Source organism: Murdochiella vaginalis (genome assembly GCF_902381775.1).
Taxonomy (GTDB): domain Bacteria; phylum Bacillota; class Clostridia; order Tissierellales; family Peptoniphilaceae; genus Murdochiella; species Murdochiella vaginalis.
Map to the genome: position 1 here is coordinate 1,383,616 of NZ_LR698969.1, position 18,163 is coordinate 1,401,778.

15 protein-coding genes are annotated in these 18,163 nt (G+C 52.0%); 10 read left to right on the forward strand and 5 right to left on the reverse strand.

Features of this window, described 5'->3' with window-relative positions; genetic code table 11:
• Positions 1-14 precede the first annotated feature (14 nt).
• Entirely contained in the window at positions 15-1,703 is a 1,689-nt protein-coding gene (locus tag FXY30_RS06210; protein ID WP_071705795.1) for an ABC transporter permease subunit, read from the forward strand.
• 716 nt (positions 1,704-2,419) lie between these two features.
• Here FXY30_RS06210 and FXY30_RS06215 read toward each other — a convergent pair.
• From FXY30_RS06215 to FXY30_RS06230, 4 genes are all read right to left on the reverse strand, one after another.
• Complete coding sequence (locus FXY30_RS06215) at positions 2,420-2,611, reverse strand: FeoB-associated Cys-rich membrane protein (protein WP_066923417.1); 192 nt, start codon at positions 2,609-2,611, stop codon at positions 2,420-2,422.
• Between the two features lie 98 nt (positions 2,612-2,709).
• Positions 2,710-5,226, reverse strand: coding sequence for a ferrous iron transport protein B (feoB, locus tag FXY30_RS06220; protein ID WP_071705797.1), 2,517 nt, complete (start codon positions 5,224-5,226; stop codon positions 2,710-2,712).
• Positions 5,227-5,339: 113 nt separating this feature from the next.
• The gene (locus FXY30_RS06225) at positions 5,340-5,567 is read right to left on the reverse strand and encodes a FeoA family protein (RefSeq protein ID WP_071705798.1); all 228 of its coding nucleotides are present in this window, start codon (positions 5,565-5,567) and stop codon (positions 5,340-5,342) included.
• Positions 5,568-7,202: 1,635 nt separating this feature from the next.
• On the reverse strand, positions 7,203-8,564 hold the full coding sequence (locus FXY30_RS06230; protein ID WP_172619980.1) for an NCS2 family permease: 1,362 nt from the start codon (positions 8,562-8,564) through the stop codon (positions 7,203-7,205).
• 363 nt (positions 8,565-8,927) lie between these two features.
• On the opposite strand from FXY30_RS06230, the gene FXY30_RS06235 reads away from it, so the two are divergent.
• Both FXY30_RS06235 and FXY30_RS06240 read left to right on the forward strand, forming a co-directional pair.
• Complete coding sequence (locus FXY30_RS06235; RefSeq protein WP_071705800.1) at positions 8,928-9,572, forward strand: DUF3793 family protein; 645 nt, start codon at positions 8,928-8,930, stop codon at positions 9,570-9,572.
• An 86-nt stretch (positions 9,573-9,658) separates the two neighbouring features.
• Positions 9,659-10,084, forward strand: a complete 426-nt coding sequence (locus FXY30_RS06240; protein ID WP_071705801.1) for a flavodoxin — start codon at positions 9,659-9,661, stop codon at positions 10,082-10,084.
• Between the two features lie 137 nt (positions 10,085-10,221).
• On the opposite strand, the gene FXY30_RS06245 is transcribed toward FXY30_RS06240, so the two are convergent.
• The gene (locus tag FXY30_RS06245) at positions 10,222-10,806 is read right to left on the reverse strand and encodes a DJ-1 family glyoxalase III (RefSeq protein ID WP_071705802.1); all 585 of its coding nucleotides are present in this window, start codon (positions 10,804-10,806) and stop codon (positions 10,222-10,224) included.
• Between the two features lie 291 nt (positions 10,807-11,097).
• On the opposite strand from FXY30_RS06245, the gene FXY30_RS06250 reads away from it, so the two are divergent.
• From FXY30_RS06250 to pdxT, 7 genes are all read left to right on the forward strand, one after another.
• Positions 11,098-11,943, forward strand: a complete 846-nt coding sequence (locus FXY30_RS06250; protein WP_071705804.1) for an aminotransferase class IV — start codon at positions 11,098-11,100, stop codon at positions 11,941-11,943.
• A gap of 20 nt (positions 11,944-11,963) precedes the next feature.
• Positions 11,964-13,436 carry an NAD(P)/FAD-dependent oxidoreductase gene (locus tag FXY30_RS06255; RefSeq protein WP_071705805.1) on the forward strand — a complete coding sequence of 491 codons (1,473 nt, stop codon included), beginning with the start codon at positions 11,964-11,966 and terminating at the stop codon, positions 13,434-13,436.
• Positions 13,423-14,673, forward strand: coding sequence for an NAD(P)/FAD-dependent oxidoreductase (locus FXY30_RS06260; protein ID WP_083428255.1), 1,251 nt, complete (start codon positions 13,423-13,425; stop codon positions 14,671-14,673). The genes FXY30_RS06255 and FXY30_RS06260 overlap by 14 nt, the downstream gene beginning before the upstream one ends.
• A complete protein-coding gene (locus FXY30_RS06265; RefSeq protein ID WP_071705807.1) occupies positions 14,670-15,038 on the forward strand; it encodes a DUF1667 domain-containing protein in 369 nt (122 codons plus the stop codon). The genes FXY30_RS06260 and FXY30_RS06265 overlap by 4 nt, the downstream gene beginning before the upstream one ends.
• A 17-nt stretch (positions 15,039-15,055) precedes the next feature.
• A complete protein-coding gene (locus tag FXY30_RS06270; RefSeq protein WP_071705808.1) occupies positions 15,056-15,943 on the forward strand; it encodes an alpha/beta fold hydrolase in 888 nt (295 codons plus the stop codon).
• Between the two features lie 94 nt (positions 15,944-16,037).
• Positions 16,038-16,913, forward strand: coding sequence for a pyridoxal 5'-phosphate synthase lyase subunit PdxS (gene pdxS / locus FXY30_RS06275; RefSeq protein WP_071705809.1), 876 nt, complete (start codon positions 16,038-16,040; stop codon positions 16,911-16,913).
• Complete coding sequence (gene pdxT, locus FXY30_RS06280; protein ID WP_071705810.1) at positions 16,913-17,569, forward strand: pyridoxal 5'-phosphate synthase glutaminase subunit PdxT; 657 nt, start codon at positions 16,913-16,915, stop codon at positions 17,567-17,569. Before pdxS ends, pdxT begins: the two co-directional genes overlap by 1 nt.
• The last annotated feature ends 594 nt before the right edge of the window (positions 17,570-18,163 follow it).

Genomic DNA, 18,163 nt, shown 5'->3' on the forward strand with positions numbered 1-18,163 from the left:
GGAAAAGAGGACTTATGAGCCAAAATAATCTCATTTCGCCGAACAACGGCATCCTGACTCCGGAAAAAGAGGAGTTGTTGCTTGCGCCGATTCAGGAACATATCAGTGCAATTCAACAAAAAATTGATGTGCTTCGTCAGGACGGCACGACCAAAATCAATGAAATCAACAACGCCATCAAGTTGATTCGCGGCGACAAGAATTTCTCCAAGCAGGAACAGGGCGAGCAAGTTGCGCGTTTAACGCGTGAGCTGGAAAAAGCGAAAACCGTTGAAGCCGCCAACAAAGCAGAGGTGGATAAGCTTGTGGCGGAAGGGGAAGCATATCTCAACAAGCACTTCGATCCGGATTATTATAATCTCGTGAAGAGCAGTGCCGTATTAGAGCAAAAAGAAGCGAAAGCCCAATATGAACGCCAGCTCGCGGAATACAAAACGAAATATGAAGCGCAGCTTGCCGAGATTAACAAATTAAGCGGACACGAAAAGGCGCAGGAAATCAAGGATGCAAAGTTCGTTTACAACAACCACACATTCGACGCCAAGGTGCGTTATGATGTTGCGCTGCAGGAAATTAAAGATCGTCGTCACGAGGCATTTTTACAAAAATTCCAGATGATCGATCGTCTCCGCAACTCCCGCTTCTCCATCGGACAAAGCTATGCACAAAAATGGGAAAGCTTCCTATACCGGTTCAACATGAAGCAGTTCCTGCTGAAAAATGGTCTCTATCTGGTCATTATTCTCATCTTTATTGCCTTGAGCATTATCACTCCGAGAGTGAAGCATACGGATCTGTTTACCTTTACGAACATCGTAAACATCCTGCAACAGGCGTCACCACGCATCTTCCTCGGTCTCGGCGTTGCCGGCCTTATTCTGTTGACCGGAACCGATCTCTCCATCGGCCGTATGGTAGGTATGGGCATGGTGATTTCCACTGTCATTATGCACAAGGGGCCCAATACCGGACAGCTTTTCGGTATGGCCTTTGATCTCACCGGCATCCCAGTTCCAGTACGTATCATCTTGGCGCTGCTTACCTGTATCGTTTTCTGCACCATCTTTACCTCGATTGCAGGCTTCTTTACGGCGCGCTTTAAGATCCATCCGTTCATCACCACGATGTCCAACATGCTGATTATCTTCGGTTTAATCACCTATTCGACAAAGGGTGTGTCCTTCGGTGCCATTGAATCGGAAATTCCGAATATGATCATTCCGAAGATTAACGGCTTCCCTACGATTATTCTCTGGGCCGTCGCTGCCATCATCCTCGTCTGGTTCATCTGGAATAAAACCACCTTCGGCAAAAACCTTTACGCCGTCGGCGGAAACCCCGAAGCGGCTGCCGTTTCCGGTATCTCCGTATTCTGGGTCACCATGTGTGCCTTCATGATGGCCGGTATCCTTTACGGCTTCGGCTCGTGGCTGGAATGTATGCGCATGGTGGGTTCCGGCTCCGCTGCATATGGCCAAGGCTGGGACATGGATGCCATTGCAGCCTGCGTTGTCGGTGGTGTCTCCTTTACCGGTGGTATCGGCCGCATCTCCGGCGTTGTCGTCGGTGTCCTAATTTTCACCGCCCTCACCTACTCCTTGACGGTCTTGGGTATCGATACCAACCTTCAGTTCGTCTTTGAAGGCATCATTATCATTGCCGCCGTCACGTTGGACTCGCTGAAGTACGTGCAGAAGAAGTAATCGCTCTAAAGTATAAATCGAATAACATAGTTGCAACGAAAAGGGGAAGCCGAAAGGCTTCCCCTTTTTCTTGTCCTAAATTGCCTTTACCACTTCTTTCGATAATGAATCCCCAGTCCGACCAAAATCAGAGGAATAAGAAAGAAGAAAAAATCCCAACAATATCTAAAGATTTCCGCACTTTGCACGGGCGGATTTCCCACTTGATATCGCTTTACGATGTCAACCAATATACGTAAAGGACGCGCAACAGCCTGCCCCAGAAGAAAAGTTAAAGCAACGGAAAAGAGGCTGTATGAACGATTCGTTTCTGTATACGGTTGACGTACTTCTTGAAATATCCGATACGCATCATCGCTAAAGCTCTTACACCACCGAATCATGACTCCGTCCTCCCTTCTAATTTACAAGCACAGAAAGAAACGGAAATCGCAAGTAACAATGAAACTACACGACGATACTTTATTTTCATATAAACTCGTTCTCCAATCAACCAGTACTTTATTCCTCTTTCAAATCTATTGTATTCCGCTCATTAAATTCTGTAATATTTATTAATATCAAACTAAAATTCATATTTTTAGAAAATAGATTCAATAATAATTGAGAGACAATACGCCAACGAAAAGGGGAAGCCGAAAGGCTTCCCCTTTTCAAGATGGAGTGAAGGATGGTCTACGAATGTGGTGGGAGCACATCCGATTATAACGTAGTAATTAGGAGTGATGCTTCTCCAACATGGAGTCGGTGGAGCATCCGGAGCACCCGCTGCAGCCGCAGCCACAACCACAGGCACTCTTCCCCTTTCGATGATTGGCGATCATTACCTTAATGATTAAGATGACGATTGCCAGAAGACCCGCTGCGACAAGCACAGTGGAAAGATGTTCGCTAAGCCATTGCAGCATACTTGCTTCCTTTCATTTCTTGCTGTCGTCTTTGCGACAACGGGATGAAGGACAATATGTCGTCCTTTCTTTTTCGGCGCATCTAAGCGCCCCTATCTCTATTCCTGTTCCAGCGCTGGATGGCGATGAGAAACTTTCGCTTCCGGCGCATGGTATTTCTTAATAAAGAGCATATAGAGGATGCCTGCCAAGGCTGCCAACGCAGCAATCAAGCCCAAAATCGATCCGGACCCCGTAAAGAATGAACCGAACTGATAGATCATCAGCGCGATGAGATACGCGAAACCGCACTGATAGCCGATCGCAAAGAGCGTCCACTTCGTGTTGTTCATTTCACGGCGAATGGCGCCAATGGCGGCAAAGCACGGAGCGCAGAGCAGGTTAAAGACCAGGAAGGAATAGCCGGAGATGGTCGTAAAGACCCGTGCCATTTCCGTCCAGACAGAACCGGACGATCCGTATAGGATTCCCATGGTACCGACAATGTTCTCTTTCGCTACGAGCCCCGTCACAGAGGCGACGGCTGCCTGCCAATTCCCCCAGCCCAGCGGGCGGAAGATCCAGGCAATCGCATTACCGAAGGAGGCTAGAATCGACATGGACAGCTCATCCTCCTTCAGCATACGGAAGCTGCCATCGACAATGCCGAAATAGGAAGTAAACCAAACCAAGATGGTGGAAAGCAGAATCACGGTACCGGCCTTGCGAATGAAGGAGTATCCACGCTCCCACATAGAGCGTAAGACGTTGCCCACCGTCGGAACGTGATAGGGCGGTAACTCCATGACAAAGGGAGCCGGTTCACCCGCAAAGCCCTGCGTCTTCTTCAGCATGACGCCCGAGACGATAACCGCAAGCATCCCCACGAAGTACGCGGAGGTGGCGACCCAGGAGTCTCCTCCGAAGATGGCACCTGCAACCAGCGCAATGAACGGAAGCTTCGCACTGCAGGGAATAAAGGTTGTGGTGATGATGGCCATGCGCCGATCACTTTCGTTTTCAATGGTACGGCTCGCCATAATGCCCGGAACGCCGCAGCCGGTGCCGATGAGCATCGGAATAAAGGATCTTCCGGAAAGCCCGAATTTGCGGAAGACACGGTCCAAAACGAAGGCGATACGTGCCATATAGCCGCAATCTTCCAAAATCGCGAGCAGGAAGAAAAGTACCAACATCTGTGGAACAAAGCCCAGAACTGCGCCGCAGCCGGCGACAATGCCGTCGAGTATCAGGCCCTTAAGCCATCCGTCGACATGAATCTTCTCTAAGAGATCGCCGATTAAAACCGGCACACCGGGTACCCAAGTTCCGTAATCCGCCGGATCGGGCGCATCAAAGCCATGGGCGGTAAAATACGTTACCGCATCTTGGAACGTGATAGGAATGATATCTTTCTCTTCCATCTCTTTTTCCGTCATGTTCGGCAGCGCATTGTAATATACCGTTTTGACCGTTTCTTTCAAGGTCTCTTCGTCCACCGTTTTTACAGTCTGTGTCGGCTCCCCTGTTACTGTCTTTAGTTCATTCAATGTTTCTTGGCCGTCGAATCCTTCTTCTTCCGGATCTACCTCCGCGAAGGCCTGCACCGCCAATAATGCATTCTGATAGGCATCATTGTCTTCTTCGTATTCCTTGGTACCCATGCCAAACAGATGGTAGCCGTCACCGAAAAGACCGTCATTTGCCCAATCGGTTGCCGGCGTACCGACCGCAACCATGGCTACCCAATACACGAAGAACATGATGACAGCGAAGATTGGAAGCCCCAAGATACGGTTGGTCACCACGCGGTCAATCCGATCCGAAGTAGACAGTTTGCCTGCTCCTTTTTTCTGATACGTAGGATGAATCAACGATTTAATGTATTGATAGCGCTCATACGTCATGATGCTTTCGGCATCATCATCCCGACTTTCTTCCAGCGCTTCCACTTTTTCGGAAATCGCCTGTTGGGTCTCTTCGGAAAGCTGTAACGATTCCGCCATGGCCTGATCCTGCTCCAAAAGCTTCGTCACTACAAAGCGCCGTTTTTCTGACGGTACCGTATCCGAAAGCATCGTGTCGATCTCAGCTAATAGCGATTCGACGTCTGCGGCAAACGGCTTACCGATCGTCGGAATTGCCTTTTCCTGTGCCTGACGGATGGCGGCTTCCGCAGCTTCCTGAATGCCGCGATTCTTTAGCGCTGAAATGGATACGATCGGACATCCCAGCATTTTAGACAAGGCCGGCATATCCAGATGATCTCCGGATTTTTCCATCACGTCCTGCATGTTGACAGCAATGACCATGGGAATGCCAAGTTCTAGAAGTTGTGTAGTTAAATAGAGATTGCGCTCCAAGTTCGTCCCGTCTACGATGTTTAAAATTGCGTCCGGGCGCTCCTCAAACAGGTAGCGGCGCGCAATCACTTCCTCCAGTGTATAGGGAGATAAAGAATAAATGCCCGGAAGGTCCGCGATGATCACATCGGTGTGATTTTTCAACTTTCCTTCCTTTTTTTCTACCGTAACGCCGGGCCAGTTGCCGACATATTGATTGGAACCGGTTAACGCATTAAACAAGGTCGTTTTTCCGCTGTTTGGGTTGCCGGCTAATGCAATACGAAGCTGCATACCTTTCCTCTCTTCTGTATGGTTTGTTCTTTTTCCTGACGCTTCCCATGTGCTCTGATACATTCTGTCGCACAAGCGGGTCGCGCCCTTACAGCTTTTTAAAGTGGCTCTTCCTACTCGGGAACGACTTCGATCATATCTGCATCGGCCTTGCGTATCGACAGCGCATAATTACGCACGGTGATTTCAATCGGATCCCCCAGCGGAGCAACTTTTTGTACATGGACGCTGGCTCCTTTGGTTAAGCCAACATCCATCATGCGCCGCTTGACGGCACCCTGACCGTGTAATTTGACAATTTTTACCGTCTCTCCCACGGCAACGTCTCGTAATGTTTGCATTTTCTTTCTCCTTTGGATGCCATTATTGATTTTCGTGCACCCGCAATTCAGCCTTCACCCTGTTTTGACTCTTCGTCGGCGCGTCATTGTTAGTATTAGCTAACTCTACGGCAAAAACGTTCAAAAATTAAGCTTATGAACGATATTGCAACGAATTAGTTGTTAGTCCCGTCTAACGCACATCTACTTTACCCTGTTTCATGTGACTCGTCAAGCGGTTGAAGTGATTTTTCTTCCGTTTGCGGATATGGTTACAGAAAGTACCACGAAAAGCGGAGCCGACCTGCGGCCGGCATCCTAAGGTGCCACCGAAAGTGGAGCCGATCTGCGGCCGGCAACTGAGAGGCAGCATTGTAGTACCAAACGGTGTCCATTTGGATTCACCCTTCGGCTAATGCTGATAAAACTGCGCCGTCCAGCGGCTTGAGCGGCGCTCCACTTTCCACGCGCCGCCAACGTTATTCCGGCGGCGCTCCTTCTGAGCCCTTCCGACCCTGGTGTTAATGCGAAATTCTCTCTTCGTCAGGGATGCAAGCCCTGATATGAACACGAAATTCACCCTCCGTCAGGGGCGCGTACCCTGATAACATCACATTTCGGACATCCGTCAGGGGCACCGCCCCTGTTAAACGCCCGACTTCGACCGTTCGTCAGGGTCCTTTGGTCCCTGACATTTCACGAAATTCACCACTCGTCAGGGACGCGTACCCTGACAACATCACATTTCGGACATCCGTCAGGGGCACCGCCCCTGTTAAACGCCCGACTTCGACCGTTCGTCAGGGTCCTTTGGTCCCTGACATTTCACGAAATTCACCACTCGTCAGGGACGCCGCCCCTGTTAAACGCCCGACTGCGACCAGTCATCAGGGGCCATCAGCCCCTGACATGGACACGATATTCACACTCTGTCAGGGACGTGCACCCTGATAACATCGCATTTCGGACATCCGTCAGGGTCCACTGGCCCCTGACATGGACACGAAATTCACCCTCCGTCAGGGGCGCGTACCCTGATAACATCACATTTCGGCCACTCGTCAGGGACGCGTACCCTGACAACATTTCATTTCAGCCGTTCGTCAGGGGTGCGCTACGAAATAGGCCGAACCATCCCCCATCAGCGAGCAAACCGAAGCAAGAAACGCGAACCATCTCTGCCCTTCCGGAAACTACACATGAGCTCCGAGTGCGAGACGACCCGAGACAAATACCGCCTCTGAAGGCAACTAGCTCTTGTACGCCAGCGCCATATTTCACTAAAATCAAGCGGGCGACGGAAAGCGGCGACGATGGAGCAACTCATATGGTAAACACATATGGTCAAGCTGTGTAATTTTTAAGCGCCGCTAAAAGAATTTAGCGGCGCAAGATGTGAAGCCGGCCTACGGCCGGCTCCATTTATTAATCGTGTATGAATCGCGTTATTAATCGTGGCCCCAAAGCGACGTCCAGGGGCGTTTCAGCTGCAACTGCTCAGCGAGGAATAGGCGGTCATCTCACTTATGTGGCCTGGATTCGCCGAAAGGTTAAAAGTCATGCCTTTCATCGCATGGGCGTCAAATGCAGGAACATTCGATCGCAGGGGCGTCAAATGCAGGAACATTCGATCCCGGGGTGTCAAATACAGGAACATTAGATGATGAAGTACTTCAGCACAAACAGGATGGAAAGCACATACATCAGCCAAGAAAGTTCTTTCGCCTTGCCGGTGAGAACGTGCAGAATCGTATACGTGATAAAGCCGAAGGCAATGCCATCCGAAATGGAATATGCGAAGCCCATCATGGTAATGCAGGCAAAGCAGGGAATGGCTTTGGTCATGTCATTCCAGGCGATGTGGGAAACCTGCTGCATCATGAGGAAACCGACAATGATCAAGGCCGGTGCCGTCGCAAACGCAGGAATGGTCAAAAACAGCGGCGTGAGGAAAAGAGCCACCAGGAAGAGTGCTCCTGTCACCACACTGGTTAAACCGGTGCGTCCACCTTCCGCAATGCCGGAAGAGGATTCCACGAAGGTCGTGATGGTCGACGTGCCGAGCATCGCACCGACGGTCGTGCCAATCGCATCGGCCAACAGGACGCCTTTGATTCCCGGCAATTTGCCGTCTTTGTCCAACATATTGGCCTTGGAAGCGCAACCGATTACCGTACCGAGCGTATCAAAGATATCCACAAAGAGGAAGGCGAAGCAGACAACAACAAAATTGAGGAAATTATGCGAGATAAAGGAAAAGTCCAACTTCATCAGTGTCGGCGCAAGGGATTTCGGCATGGAAACCACAGCGGACGGAATGAGCGAATAGTAACCTGCATCCGGAGCGGGTACATAAATGCCCAAAAGCTGCGCAATGATGCCAAGGCCCCACGTAGCCAACATGCCCCAGAGCATATAGCCTTTTACGCCTTTAATCAGCATCCAGCCCGTTAATAGGACGCCAACCAGACAAAGGATGATCGCCACGCCCTGAGAAGCGTTGGTCTCGGCTCCTTTGGTAAAGGAATACAAGCTCACCAGCGTCGGTCCCTCTACGATGAGGCCACAGTTTTGTACGCCGATAAAGGTAATGAAAAAGCCAATCCCAACAGCAACACCGATTTTCAGCTGTGCCGGGATGGCGTTAAAAATCGCTTCACGAACATTGGTCAAAGACAAGAGGATAAAAATCACGCCCTCCGTAAAAACCGCAGTCAACGCGACTTGCCAAGAATAGCCCATCGCGCCACAAACGGAATAGGCGAAGTAGGCGTTCAGTCCCAAACCGGCGGAAAGCGCAAAAGGCTTATTGGAAAATGCCGCCATACAGAAGCACGCGATCGCCGAAGCTACCGCCGTCGCCGTCAGAATCGCACCCGGATCCATGCCGGCCGCACTGAGAATGGTCGGGTTTAACGCCAGAATGTAAACCATGGTCATAAAGGTCGTGATGCCGGCCAGCAACTCGGTATGAAGCGTAGTCCCATTCTCCTTCAACTTGAATAATTGCTCAATCATACTATTCTCCTTCTTCTTCCTACCAACGGCAATAATGAGCACACAGCAGCCGGCAGAACCTCTCCAAAGCTCCGTCCGGATGATACCCCATCACAGCCGTCTTATATAAGACGATAGTGGTATTCTATACGTAACTACAACAATTATTCAATGCCTTGCGTAAAATGGGCACGTTTTCCCTTTGCTTTGACCGTTTCGCAAGCAAAAAAACTTGAATTGACAAGTGGTGCCTCGTTTGTTATTGTTAGCTAACAAGAAGAACGCCATCTTGTTATCCTTAGCTAACACGACGTGCGCTGCTTGTGAAATAAGAGTATCGAGCGCTTTTTCAAGCGCAATCGCGATGTAGAAAAGGAGCATCTGGTGAATCCTCTGTACCCTTTCCAGCAGGCGATTGTCCGTCATGGAGCCGAAACACTTGCCGGTCTTAAGCCGGCCTCCCTCCTTTGTTGGGAAACGGACAACGTCGCAATGGACGAGATTCTAGCCTATGGCCGACATGAATTTGCACGCTTTGACATCCACTTTACCTTACTGGGAAAATGTGGAAGCGCGTATCGCATCCTAATCTACCGCTCCCGCCTCCTCACGGAATGGTTTTTGCGCCCAGATGTTAGCTATGCCTTACATAGTCTGGGATACCGCTATGACACGACGAGCGACGGGCGAATCGGCGCGGAAAGGATGTTTTCCTCCTGTAGAACACGAGGTGCCGATCTGGTCACCCGACTTCTGGACCAATTGCAGGAACGCATACGTCTTTCTCCCTCCTTTCCCGATGAGATCGGCCTATTTTTAGGCTATCCCGTGGAAGACGTGTTGCGGTTTATGGAAGATCACGGGCAAAACGCCTATCCCCTGCGCGGCTCTTGGCGCGTATATCATCGGCCGAAACAAGCGGAAGCGACATTTAACGCTTTTCGTGCCTGCCGACAATGTTGGCTGAAGGCAATGCAGGAGGGATGTTCCCTGCCGCAGCTTATCGATCGCGTATCCGTGGCCGTGTAAGTCTTTTCGCCAAACCAATCATGTGATTTTCATCAAGTCATTCGCAAAGGCGAATGCAGCAAAATAAATAAAAAAAGGAGAAAATAATGCAAGTTGGAATTATTTATTGGAGCGGAACCGGCAATACGGAAGCCATGGCACACGTTCTGGAAGAAGCGCTGAAAAAGGAAAACGTCGACGTAGAGGTGAAAAATGTGAGCGAAGTCTCCGTTGCCGATGCCCTCGGCTATGATCGTCTGGCGCTCGGATGCCCGGCTATGGGCGATGAGCAGCTGGAAGAGGTCGAGTTTGAGCCCTTCTATGAGGATCTCAAAGCCGAAATCGGCAAAAAACCGGTCGTCCTCTTCGGATCCTATTCTTGGAACGACGGACAATGGATGGAAGACTGGACCGATGATGCTCGTTCTGCCGGCCTCTGCCTTATGGATGACGGTGTGGCCTGTTATGAAGGCCCGGATGACGAGGAGAAAAAAGCGGCGCTGGAAGATTTGGCGAAAGCGCTCTTGAAGTAACACGTCGCTTCGGTCTGTTTTATAAAAACACGCAAATATTGCTTCGCAAAAAGGGAAGGCGAACACTCGCCTTCCCTTTATCTTTCTGCAAAAATAGGAAACTTGCCGCTTTATGAAAGCAAACGTGGAACTCCTGCTTATGACGAAAAGCCGTAGAGTGCTTCCACTGCCTGCTGCTGAATGCCTTCCTTCACGCGCTTCGTCGTCTCTTCCCCGCAAAGGGCCGTAATCAAAGCAAACGAGAGATACACCGCCGCGGCAGCTCCGCGACCCGTAAAGATGTTTTCATCCTGCACCACAATGGCATCGGCATCATAGGTTCCGACATTTTCCAGCTTATCCACCGTTCCCGGATACCCCGTCACGCGCTTATTCGCAATAACGCCGGCTTTTTCCAGCACGATGGGCGCTGCACAGATCGCTGCCACCGCTTTTCCGGATCCGGCAAAATCGCGAACGATTTTTAACACACGTGCATCATCGCGCAAGTTGAGAGATCCCGGCATGCCGCCCGGAAGATAAACCCCGTCATAAACGGCAGGATCCACCGCATCTAATGTGGTGTCCGCCGAAACCACAATGCCATGCGCACCGGTAACCGAAAGATCTTCGGTGAGAGAGGCCATATCGACCTCCACGTCCGCGCGGCGTAAATAATCCACCGGTGTCAACGCCTCAATCTCTTCAAAGCCTTCCGCCAATAACACTAAAATCTTCTTCATGCGTTTCCTCCCCCTTTTTCGTCGGGAACGGCACAGGTGACACGATCCTTTCCTGATGCCGCACCTTCTATACTGCACGCACCATGCCTATGCGCATCGTGCGACTCTTTCATTTCGTTTATACCCCTTCGAACGCTTTGCCTCCCACGGACGAAACCGTCTATCATCGTGTTGAATGCAATACGAAAAATTTCATTTATGGCAAATTCGACGCATGCCGAACCTTGCATTTTACAATTCCGAGGGGGCGGTCTATACTGTAGCTAATGTGAAAAAAAGCAGGAGAGTCGAATGAAAAATCTGGGATATTACAATGGACAGGTGGATTTGATTGAGAATATCTTTATTCCCATGAATGACCGCGTATGCTGGTTTGGAGACGGTGTGTACGATGCCGGCCCTTGCCGCAAGCAGCGCATTTTTGCCCTAACGGAGCATGTGGATCGCTTTTATCGCAACGCCAAAGCGCTTCAGATCGAGATGCCCATGGAAAAGGAGGCTTTTACTTCCTTACTCTGTGATCTGGTCAAAAAGCTCGACGACGAGGATCTGTTTGTATACTACCAGGTAACCCGTGGAACGGCGGAGCGCAACCACACCTATACCCCCGGAAAGGGAAATCTGTGGGTGATGATTAAACCCCAAAAAGTCAACGACGGCACAAAACCCGTATCCCTTATCACCTGCGAAGATACACGTTTTTTTCACTGCAATATCAAGACTTTAAATCTGATTCCCTCTGTGATGGCTGCGCAAAAGGCGAAAGAGGCCGGCTGTCAGGAAGCCGTCTTTTATCGTCCGGGCGGACGCGTCACCGAATGTTCGCACAGCAACGTGCACATTCTACGAGATGGTGTCCTCTATACAGCGCCCACCGATTGTCTGATTCTTCCGGGCATTGCGCGCCATCACCTTCTGTTGGCCTGTGATCGTCTGGGCATTCCCTACCGCGAAGAAGCTTTTTCACTGGACGAACTGGCGTCGGCGGATGAAATTCTGGTCACAAGCTCCAGTAACCTCTGCCTGCGTGCCGATCACTTTGACGGAAAAGCCGTCGGCGGAAAAGACTTTACGCATTATGAGCAATTGCGCGAAGCTGTCATCAATGAGTTTTTAGAGGAAACCGAACGTCCCTGATGGGATGCGAAGGAGAAAAGATGTTTGACGTACTCATTATCGGTGGCGGCATCGTCGGCTGTTCAATCGCAAGACAGCTGTCCCGGTATGCGATCCGTGTCGGATTGCTGGAAAAAAATACCGAGGTCGGACAGGAAACCACGAAAGCCAATTCCGCCATCGTACATGGCGGATTTGATTGTGTGCCGGGAACGAAAAAGGCGGCGATGAATGTCCGCGGCAATCACCTGATGGCGAAGCTCAGTGAAGAACTGGGATTTACCTATCATCAAGTCGGTTCGTTGGTCCTGGCTTTTGACGACGAGGACATAGACCAGTTGCACGTTTTGTTGGAGCGCGGGAGAGCGAACGGCGTAGCTCCTCTTTCTTTGCTGGATCCGCCGGAAATTTTTGCGGTAGAGCCGCGCGTTTCCAAGCGCGTGAAAAAAGCGCTTTATTGCCCGACGTCCGGTGTCGTGGATCCCTTTAACTTTACCTATGGCATGATCGAAAATGCCATAGAAAACGGCCTTTCGCTTTTTACAGAAACCGAGGTAACCGGCATGGAACGCCGCGACGATCATCTCGTGTTGCATACGGAACGCGGAGACATGGAAACGCGCTTTGTCGTAAATGCCGCCGGTCTCGGGTCTGCTCGTATCGCCGCCATGACCGGCGATACCGAAATCCGTTTGCGCCCCACCAAAGGTGTCTATCGCCTGTTGGATAAAACCAATAACGAGTGCATTCATACCGTTCTTTTTCAAACCCCAACGGCGAAAGGCAAAGGCGTGCTGGTCGCGCCGACCTATGACGGCAGCACACTGGTGGGCCCCACTGCGGACGCCGTTTATGATGAACACGATACCAGCGTAAACGACGAGGATCTGCGTCATGTCGACGCCCTTGCCCGCAAATCAGTTTCGGATCTGGCCCTCGGACAAACCATTCGTGTCTTTACCGGGGTACGTGCCAAACCGGAAAGCGGCGATTTTCATCTTTACGCTTCGAAGCACATGCCGGGTGTCATCCATGCGGCAGGCATTGAATCGCCGGGATTGGTTTCGGCGCCTGCCATTGCGGAGGAAGTGGATCGTCTGTTGCATGAAAATGGACTTTCTGCTGCGGAAAAGCCCAATTTTCAGCCGCATCGTAAAGCGTTTGTGCGCATGGCGCATCTCAGCGCAGAGGAAAAAGCGGAACAAATCGCCAAAAATCCACTTTATGGCAACATCATCTGCCGATGTGAAACCGTCTCCGAAGGCGAAATTGTGGAGGCCATTCACCGGCCGGGCGGAGCACGCACGTTAGACGGCGTAAAGCGCCGTGTGCGCGCCGGCATGGGTCGTTGCCAGGGCGGTTTCTGTGCACCCCGTGTCATTGCCATCTTAGCGCGTGAGCTGGGTGTGGATCCGATCACCTTACAGAAGGAAAGCCGTGGATCGAATCTACTCGTCGGCCATCTGAAAGATGGGCATGCCACAGAACAGGATGGTTCGCATGAAAAAGATTGATCTCGTGATTATCGGCGGAGGCCCTGCCGGCCTTGCCGCTGCCATCGAAGCGAAAAAAAACGGTGTCGATTCCCTGCTCATTATCGAACGCGACCGGGAACTGGGCGGCATCCTCAATCAGTGCATTCACAGCGGGTTCGGCGTACAGGAGTTTAAAGAAGAATTGACTGGCCCGGAGTACGCCAAACGCTTTGTAGATCAAGTGGTTGCCATGGGCATCCCCTATGTGTTGCAGACGATGGTCGTGGAAATGACACCCGACAAGCAGATCGTCGCGATGAATGCCTCCGGCATCATGACCATTCAGGCCAAAGCCATTGTGCTCGCCATGGGATGTCGTGAACGCAGTGCAGGTTCTGTCGCGCTCGGAGGCTACCGTCCGGCGGGCGTCTACACGGCAGGAACCGCGCAACGCCTCATGAACATGGAAGGACTCATGGTCGGCAAGGAAGTTGTCATCTACGGGTCCGGCGACATCGGGCTCATCATGGCGCGTCGCCTGACGCTCGAAGGAGCACATGTTCCCTGCGTTGTGGAAATTGCTCCGGAATCGAGCGGCCTTCCGCGCAACATCGCGCAGTGTCTCAATGATTATGACATTCCGCTGTACCTGCACCATAAAATTAAGGCCGTTCACGGAAAAGAACGTGTGCAGGGTGTAACCATTTGTGGCGTGGATGATAAATGGCAGGAAATTCCCGGCACGGAACGCGATATTCCCTGTGATACGCTTCTGCTTTCCATCGGCCTGATTCCTGAAAATGAACTGTCTCGCCAGGCACAAATCACGCTGCATCCGCGTACAAAAGGTCCGGAGGTTTCTTCGCATATGGAAACCACCGTTCCCGGTATTTTTGCCTGTGGTAATGTATTGCATGTGCACGATATTGTGGATTACGTCACACAGGAAAGTCGCAATGCCGGAAGAAATGCGGCCGAGTACATTCTCCACGGTGCGTTTCCACCCGCTACGCTGGCGACCTCTGCGGGCGAAGGCATTTCCTATCTCCTTCCTTCCCGCGTGGATCCCGAAACAAAGGAAAGCGTGCGTCTCTTTTTCCGGCCAACGCGGCGCATGCGAAACGTGCTGCTGTCGCTTTATAGCGGCGATGTGCTGCTTGCAACCTACAAGCGAAATGTGCTCATTCCTTCAGAAATGGCTCATGTGGACGTTCCCTATGAACGGTGTGCACAGGCTGTTTCTCCATTGCGGCTTGTCGCCAAGGAGGAGTCATGACAAAAAAGGAAATGGTCTGCATCGTCTGCCCCATGGGTTGCGCGCTGACAGTACAACAGGAAAAGGGTGAACTTCGCGTGACGGGCAATCGCTGCCCGCGCGGAGAACAATATGCCAAACAGGAATTGACGGCCCCTCTGCGCAATATCGCCTCCACCGTACGCGTGCATAACGGCGTTTTGCCGGTGGTTCCCGTTAAAACCGATCGGGAAATTCCCAAAGAGAAGATTTTCGATACCATGGCGCTGATCAATGCGGTCGCTGTCGTTGCTCCCGTCCGTTGCGGAGAATGCATTATTCCCCATCTCTTCGGCACGGACGCCAACATCGTAGCGACGCGTGATCTCGCACGCCACGATTGTTAAACCGGAAGGAAGATTTTATGCAACCGAAACAGTATTCGGTCGAAAGCGCCTGTCATCAGCCGCTCGACGTCCTTTATTATGTGCACGAGGTCGATGCCGTCGGCAATGTGCCGCGCGCATTGGTACAACTCTTGCATGGCATGCAAGAGCATAAAGAACGCTATCATGACTTTGCCGAATTTTTATTCGATCAGGGCTATGATGTGTTGATTCATGACCATCTGGGCCATGGAAAAAGTATTAGTCGCCTGCATCCCCTCGGCGATATGGTTTCTGCCGATACGGTGCTAAAAGATATCGACTTGGTACGGCAGAGTGTCCCGGTACATGAACAGACCATCTTCTTTGGGCACAGCATGGGCTCGTTTTTAGCACGTATATACGCGTCGCTTTACGATGTGGATGTGTTGATTGCCTGTGGAACCGGCCAAACGCCGTCATTCCTGGCGCATTTCCTGAAGCTTCTCCTTCTCACCCAGCCTTCCGGCAAGCCGCTTCACAAGCTGCAAAAGCTCGTCACGGGTTCCTTCAGCAAACGGGGCGAATCTCCGACGGCCTGGCTCTCTGTGGACGAGGAAAACCAACGACGCTATCGGGAGGATCCCCTTTGCGGCCAGCCCTTTACGAAGGAGGGCTATGAAACCTTAATGGACATTGTCCTTCGTCTCAATCATGATGAGACCTATCGCAATTGCAGTGCTGATCGCATTCTTCTCATTGCCGGCGAAAAGGACCCAGTCGGTCAGTATACCAAGGGCGTCCGGCAAGCGGAGGATCGCTACCGTGCCGTCGGCAAAAAGGTGCAGAGCATTTTTTATCCCAACATGGCCCACGAGATTTTGCAGGAAAAGGATCGACAAATCGTATACCAGGATGTTTTGAAGTTTCTGCGTGAGGGACAATAAGGTCGCCCAGCACAACCAAAACGTTACGAAAAAAAAACACTTGAGAGAATTAATTAACACTCGAGAGCATTAAAAAACACATGAGGAGGTCAGTATGGAAAAAACACAAGTGGAGCTCAATCGCGGTTTGGCGCAAATGCTGAAAGGCGGCGTCATCATGGATGTCACCACGCCGGAACAGGCAAAGATTGCTGAGGAAGCCGGCGCCTGCGCCGTCATGGCGCTGGAACGCATCCCGGCGGATATTCGTGCTGCCGGCGGCGTGTCCCGCATGAGCGATCCCAAGATGATTCGCGGCATTCAACAGGCTGTCAGCATTCCGGTGATGGCGAAGTGCCGTATTGGCCACTTTGTGGAAGCGCAGCTTCTTCAGGCCATCGACATCGATTTTATTGATGAGTCCGAGGTGCTTTCCCCGGCGGATGACGTCTACCATATTGATAAAACCGCATTCAAGGCGCCATTCGTCTGTGGCGCGCGGGACCTCGGCGAGGCGCTTCGTCGCATCAGCGAAGGCGCTTCCATGATTCGCACGAAAGGTGAACCGGGAACGGGCGACGTTGTCCAGGCCGTACGCCATCTGCGCAAGGTAAATGCCCAGATTCGCCAGCTTTCCGCCATGCGGGAGGACGAGCTTTTTGAAGCCGCGAAGGCTATGCAGGTTCCCTACGATTTGGTGCGCTATGTCCATGATCACAGCAAACTGCCGGTCGTCAACTTTGCAGCGGGCGGCGTCGCGACCCCGGCCGATGCTGCGCTCATGATGCAACTCGGTGCCGAAGGCGTTTTCGTCGGTTCCGGTATTTTCAAATCCGGCAATCCTGCCAAACGCGCTTCCGCCATCGTGCAGGCCGTCACCAACTTCACGGATGCGAAATTGATCGCCGAAATTTCGGAAGATCTTGGCGAGGCCATGGTCGGCATCAATGCCGGTGAAATCGCCATTATTATGGAAGAGCGAGGCCAGTAATGCCCATCGGCGTTCTGGCACTCCAGGGTGCCTTTATCGAGCACGAAAAGATGCTTCACCAACTCGGCGCCGACGTGCGGGAGGTTCGTCAGCTTTCCGATCTCGACGGCCTCAGCGGCATCGTCCTTCCCGGCGGCGAAAGCACGGTACAGGGACGCCTGCTGCGCAAGCTCCATATGTTGGCGCCTCTGCGCGAGAGCATCCAAAACGGTATGCCCGTACTCGCGACCTGCGCCGGCCTCATTCTCTTAGCCCAACACCTTGAGGACGACGAGACGACCCATCTTGCGACACTTCCCGTCACCGTTCGGCGCAATGCCTACGGCAGACAGCTCGCCAGTTTTACCACTGCCGCAGACGTGGGCAATCTCACCGGCTTTCCCCTTGTTTTCATTCGTGCGCCGTATATTGCTGCACTGGATGGAAATGATAGCGTATCGACGGTTGAGGTGAACGGAAGCCGCGGCGGCGCACCGAGCGTCGTGAATGGCGGCGGTGGCGGCGCAGTTGAGGTACTTTGTACCGTTGAAGATCGCATCGTTGCTGTGCGCTACAGAGCCCAGATCGGCCTTGCCTTCCATCCGGAGCTGACAGAGGATACCCGCCTGCATGAGGCGTTTTTGGGATTGGTTAAGCAAGGAAAAGGCAACCTCTGAAACAGAGGTTGCCTTTTCCTCTGTTTCAGAGGTGCCAGCCTGCGGTCGGCAGTCGCGTCGCCTTCGCAATAGCAGAACCAGAAGGAGCCGGCCTCCGGCCGGCGATTTGATAACGCCGCCGAAGGCGGCGTTCCTTTTGTAACGGTGCCGCCAACGGCGGACTAAGCGGCGCTCCTTTTGAGGCCGTCGGGCCCTGACATTAACACGAAATTTACCATTCGTCAGGGGTGCCGGCCCTGACAACATCTCGTTTCAGCCATTCGTCAGGGGTGCTTGCCCTGACAACACCTTAATTTAGCAATTCGTCAGGGGCGCCGGCCCTGACAACATCTCGTTTCAGCCATTCGTCAGGGCCTCCAACCCTGACAACGCCTTAATTTGGCAAGTCGTCAGGGTACGTCGGGCCCTGTTTTGACTCGAAATGTACCCTTCGTCAGGGGCACGGGCCCTGACAACACCTCAATTTGTCAAGTCGTCAGGGTACGTCGGGCCCTGTTTTAACTCGAAATGTACCCTTCGTCAGGGGTACCGCCCCTGACAACATCTCGTTTCAACCATTCGTCAGGGTCGCCAACCCTGACAACGCCTTAATTT

Excerpts from the sequence above, each read along its gene's own strand:
- FXY30_RS06230 (WP_172619980.1), bottom strand. The coding sequence starts at position 8,564 with ATGATTGAGCAATTATTCAAGTTGAAGGAGAATGGGACTACGCTTCAT.
- FXY30_RS06250 (WP_071705804.1), top strand. The coding sequence starts at position 11,098 with ATGAAAAATCTGGGATATTACAATGGACAGGTGGATTTGATTGAGAAT.
- FXY30_RS06270 (WP_071705808.1), top strand. The coding sequence starts at position 15,056 with ATGCAACCGAAACAGTATTCGGTCGAAAGCGCCTGTCATCAGCCGCTC.
- pdxT (WP_071705810.1), top strand. The coding sequence starts at position 16,913 with ATGCCCATCGGCGTTCTGGCACTCCAGGGTGCCTTTATCGAGCACGAA.
- FXY30_RS06260 (WP_083428255.1), top strand. The coding sequence starts at position 13,423 with ATGAAAAAGATTGATCTCGTGATTATCGGCGGAGGCCCTGCCGGCCTT.
- FXY30_RS06215 (WP_066923417.1), bottom strand. The coding sequence starts at position 2,611 with ATGCTGCAATGGCTTAGCGAACATCTTTCCACTGTGCTTGTCGCAGCG.
- FXY30_RS06265 (WP_071705807.1), top strand. The coding sequence starts at position 14,670 with ATGACAAAAAAGGAAATGGTCTGCATCGTCTGCCCCATGGGTTGCGCG.
- FXY30_RS06225 (WP_071705798.1), bottom strand. The coding sequence starts at position 5,567 with ATGCAAACATTACGAGACGTTGCCGTGGGAGAGACGGTAAAAATTGTC.
- FXY30_RS06240 (WP_071705801.1), top strand. The coding sequence starts at position 9,659 with ATGCAAGTTGGAATTATTTATTGGAGCGGAACCGGCAATACGGAAGCC.
- feoB (WP_071705797.1), bottom strand. The coding sequence starts at position 5,226 with ATGCAGCTTCGTATTGCATTAGCCGGCAACCCAAACAGCGGAAAAACG.
- FXY30_RS06255 (WP_071705805.1), top strand. The coding sequence starts at position 11,964 with ATGTTTGACGTACTCATTATCGGTGGCGGCATCGTCGGCTGTTCAATC.
- pdxS (WP_071705809.1), top strand. The coding sequence starts at position 16,038 with ATGGAAAAAACACAAGTGGAGCTCAATCGCGGTTTGGCGCAAATGCTG.
- FXY30_RS06245 (WP_071705802.1), bottom strand. The coding sequence starts at position 10,806 with ATGAAGAAGATTTTAGTGTTATTGGCGGAAGGCTTTGAAGAGATTGAG.
- FXY30_RS06210 (WP_071705795.1), top strand. The coding sequence starts at position 15 with ATGAGCCAAAATAATCTCATTTCGCCGAACAACGGCATCCTGACTCCG.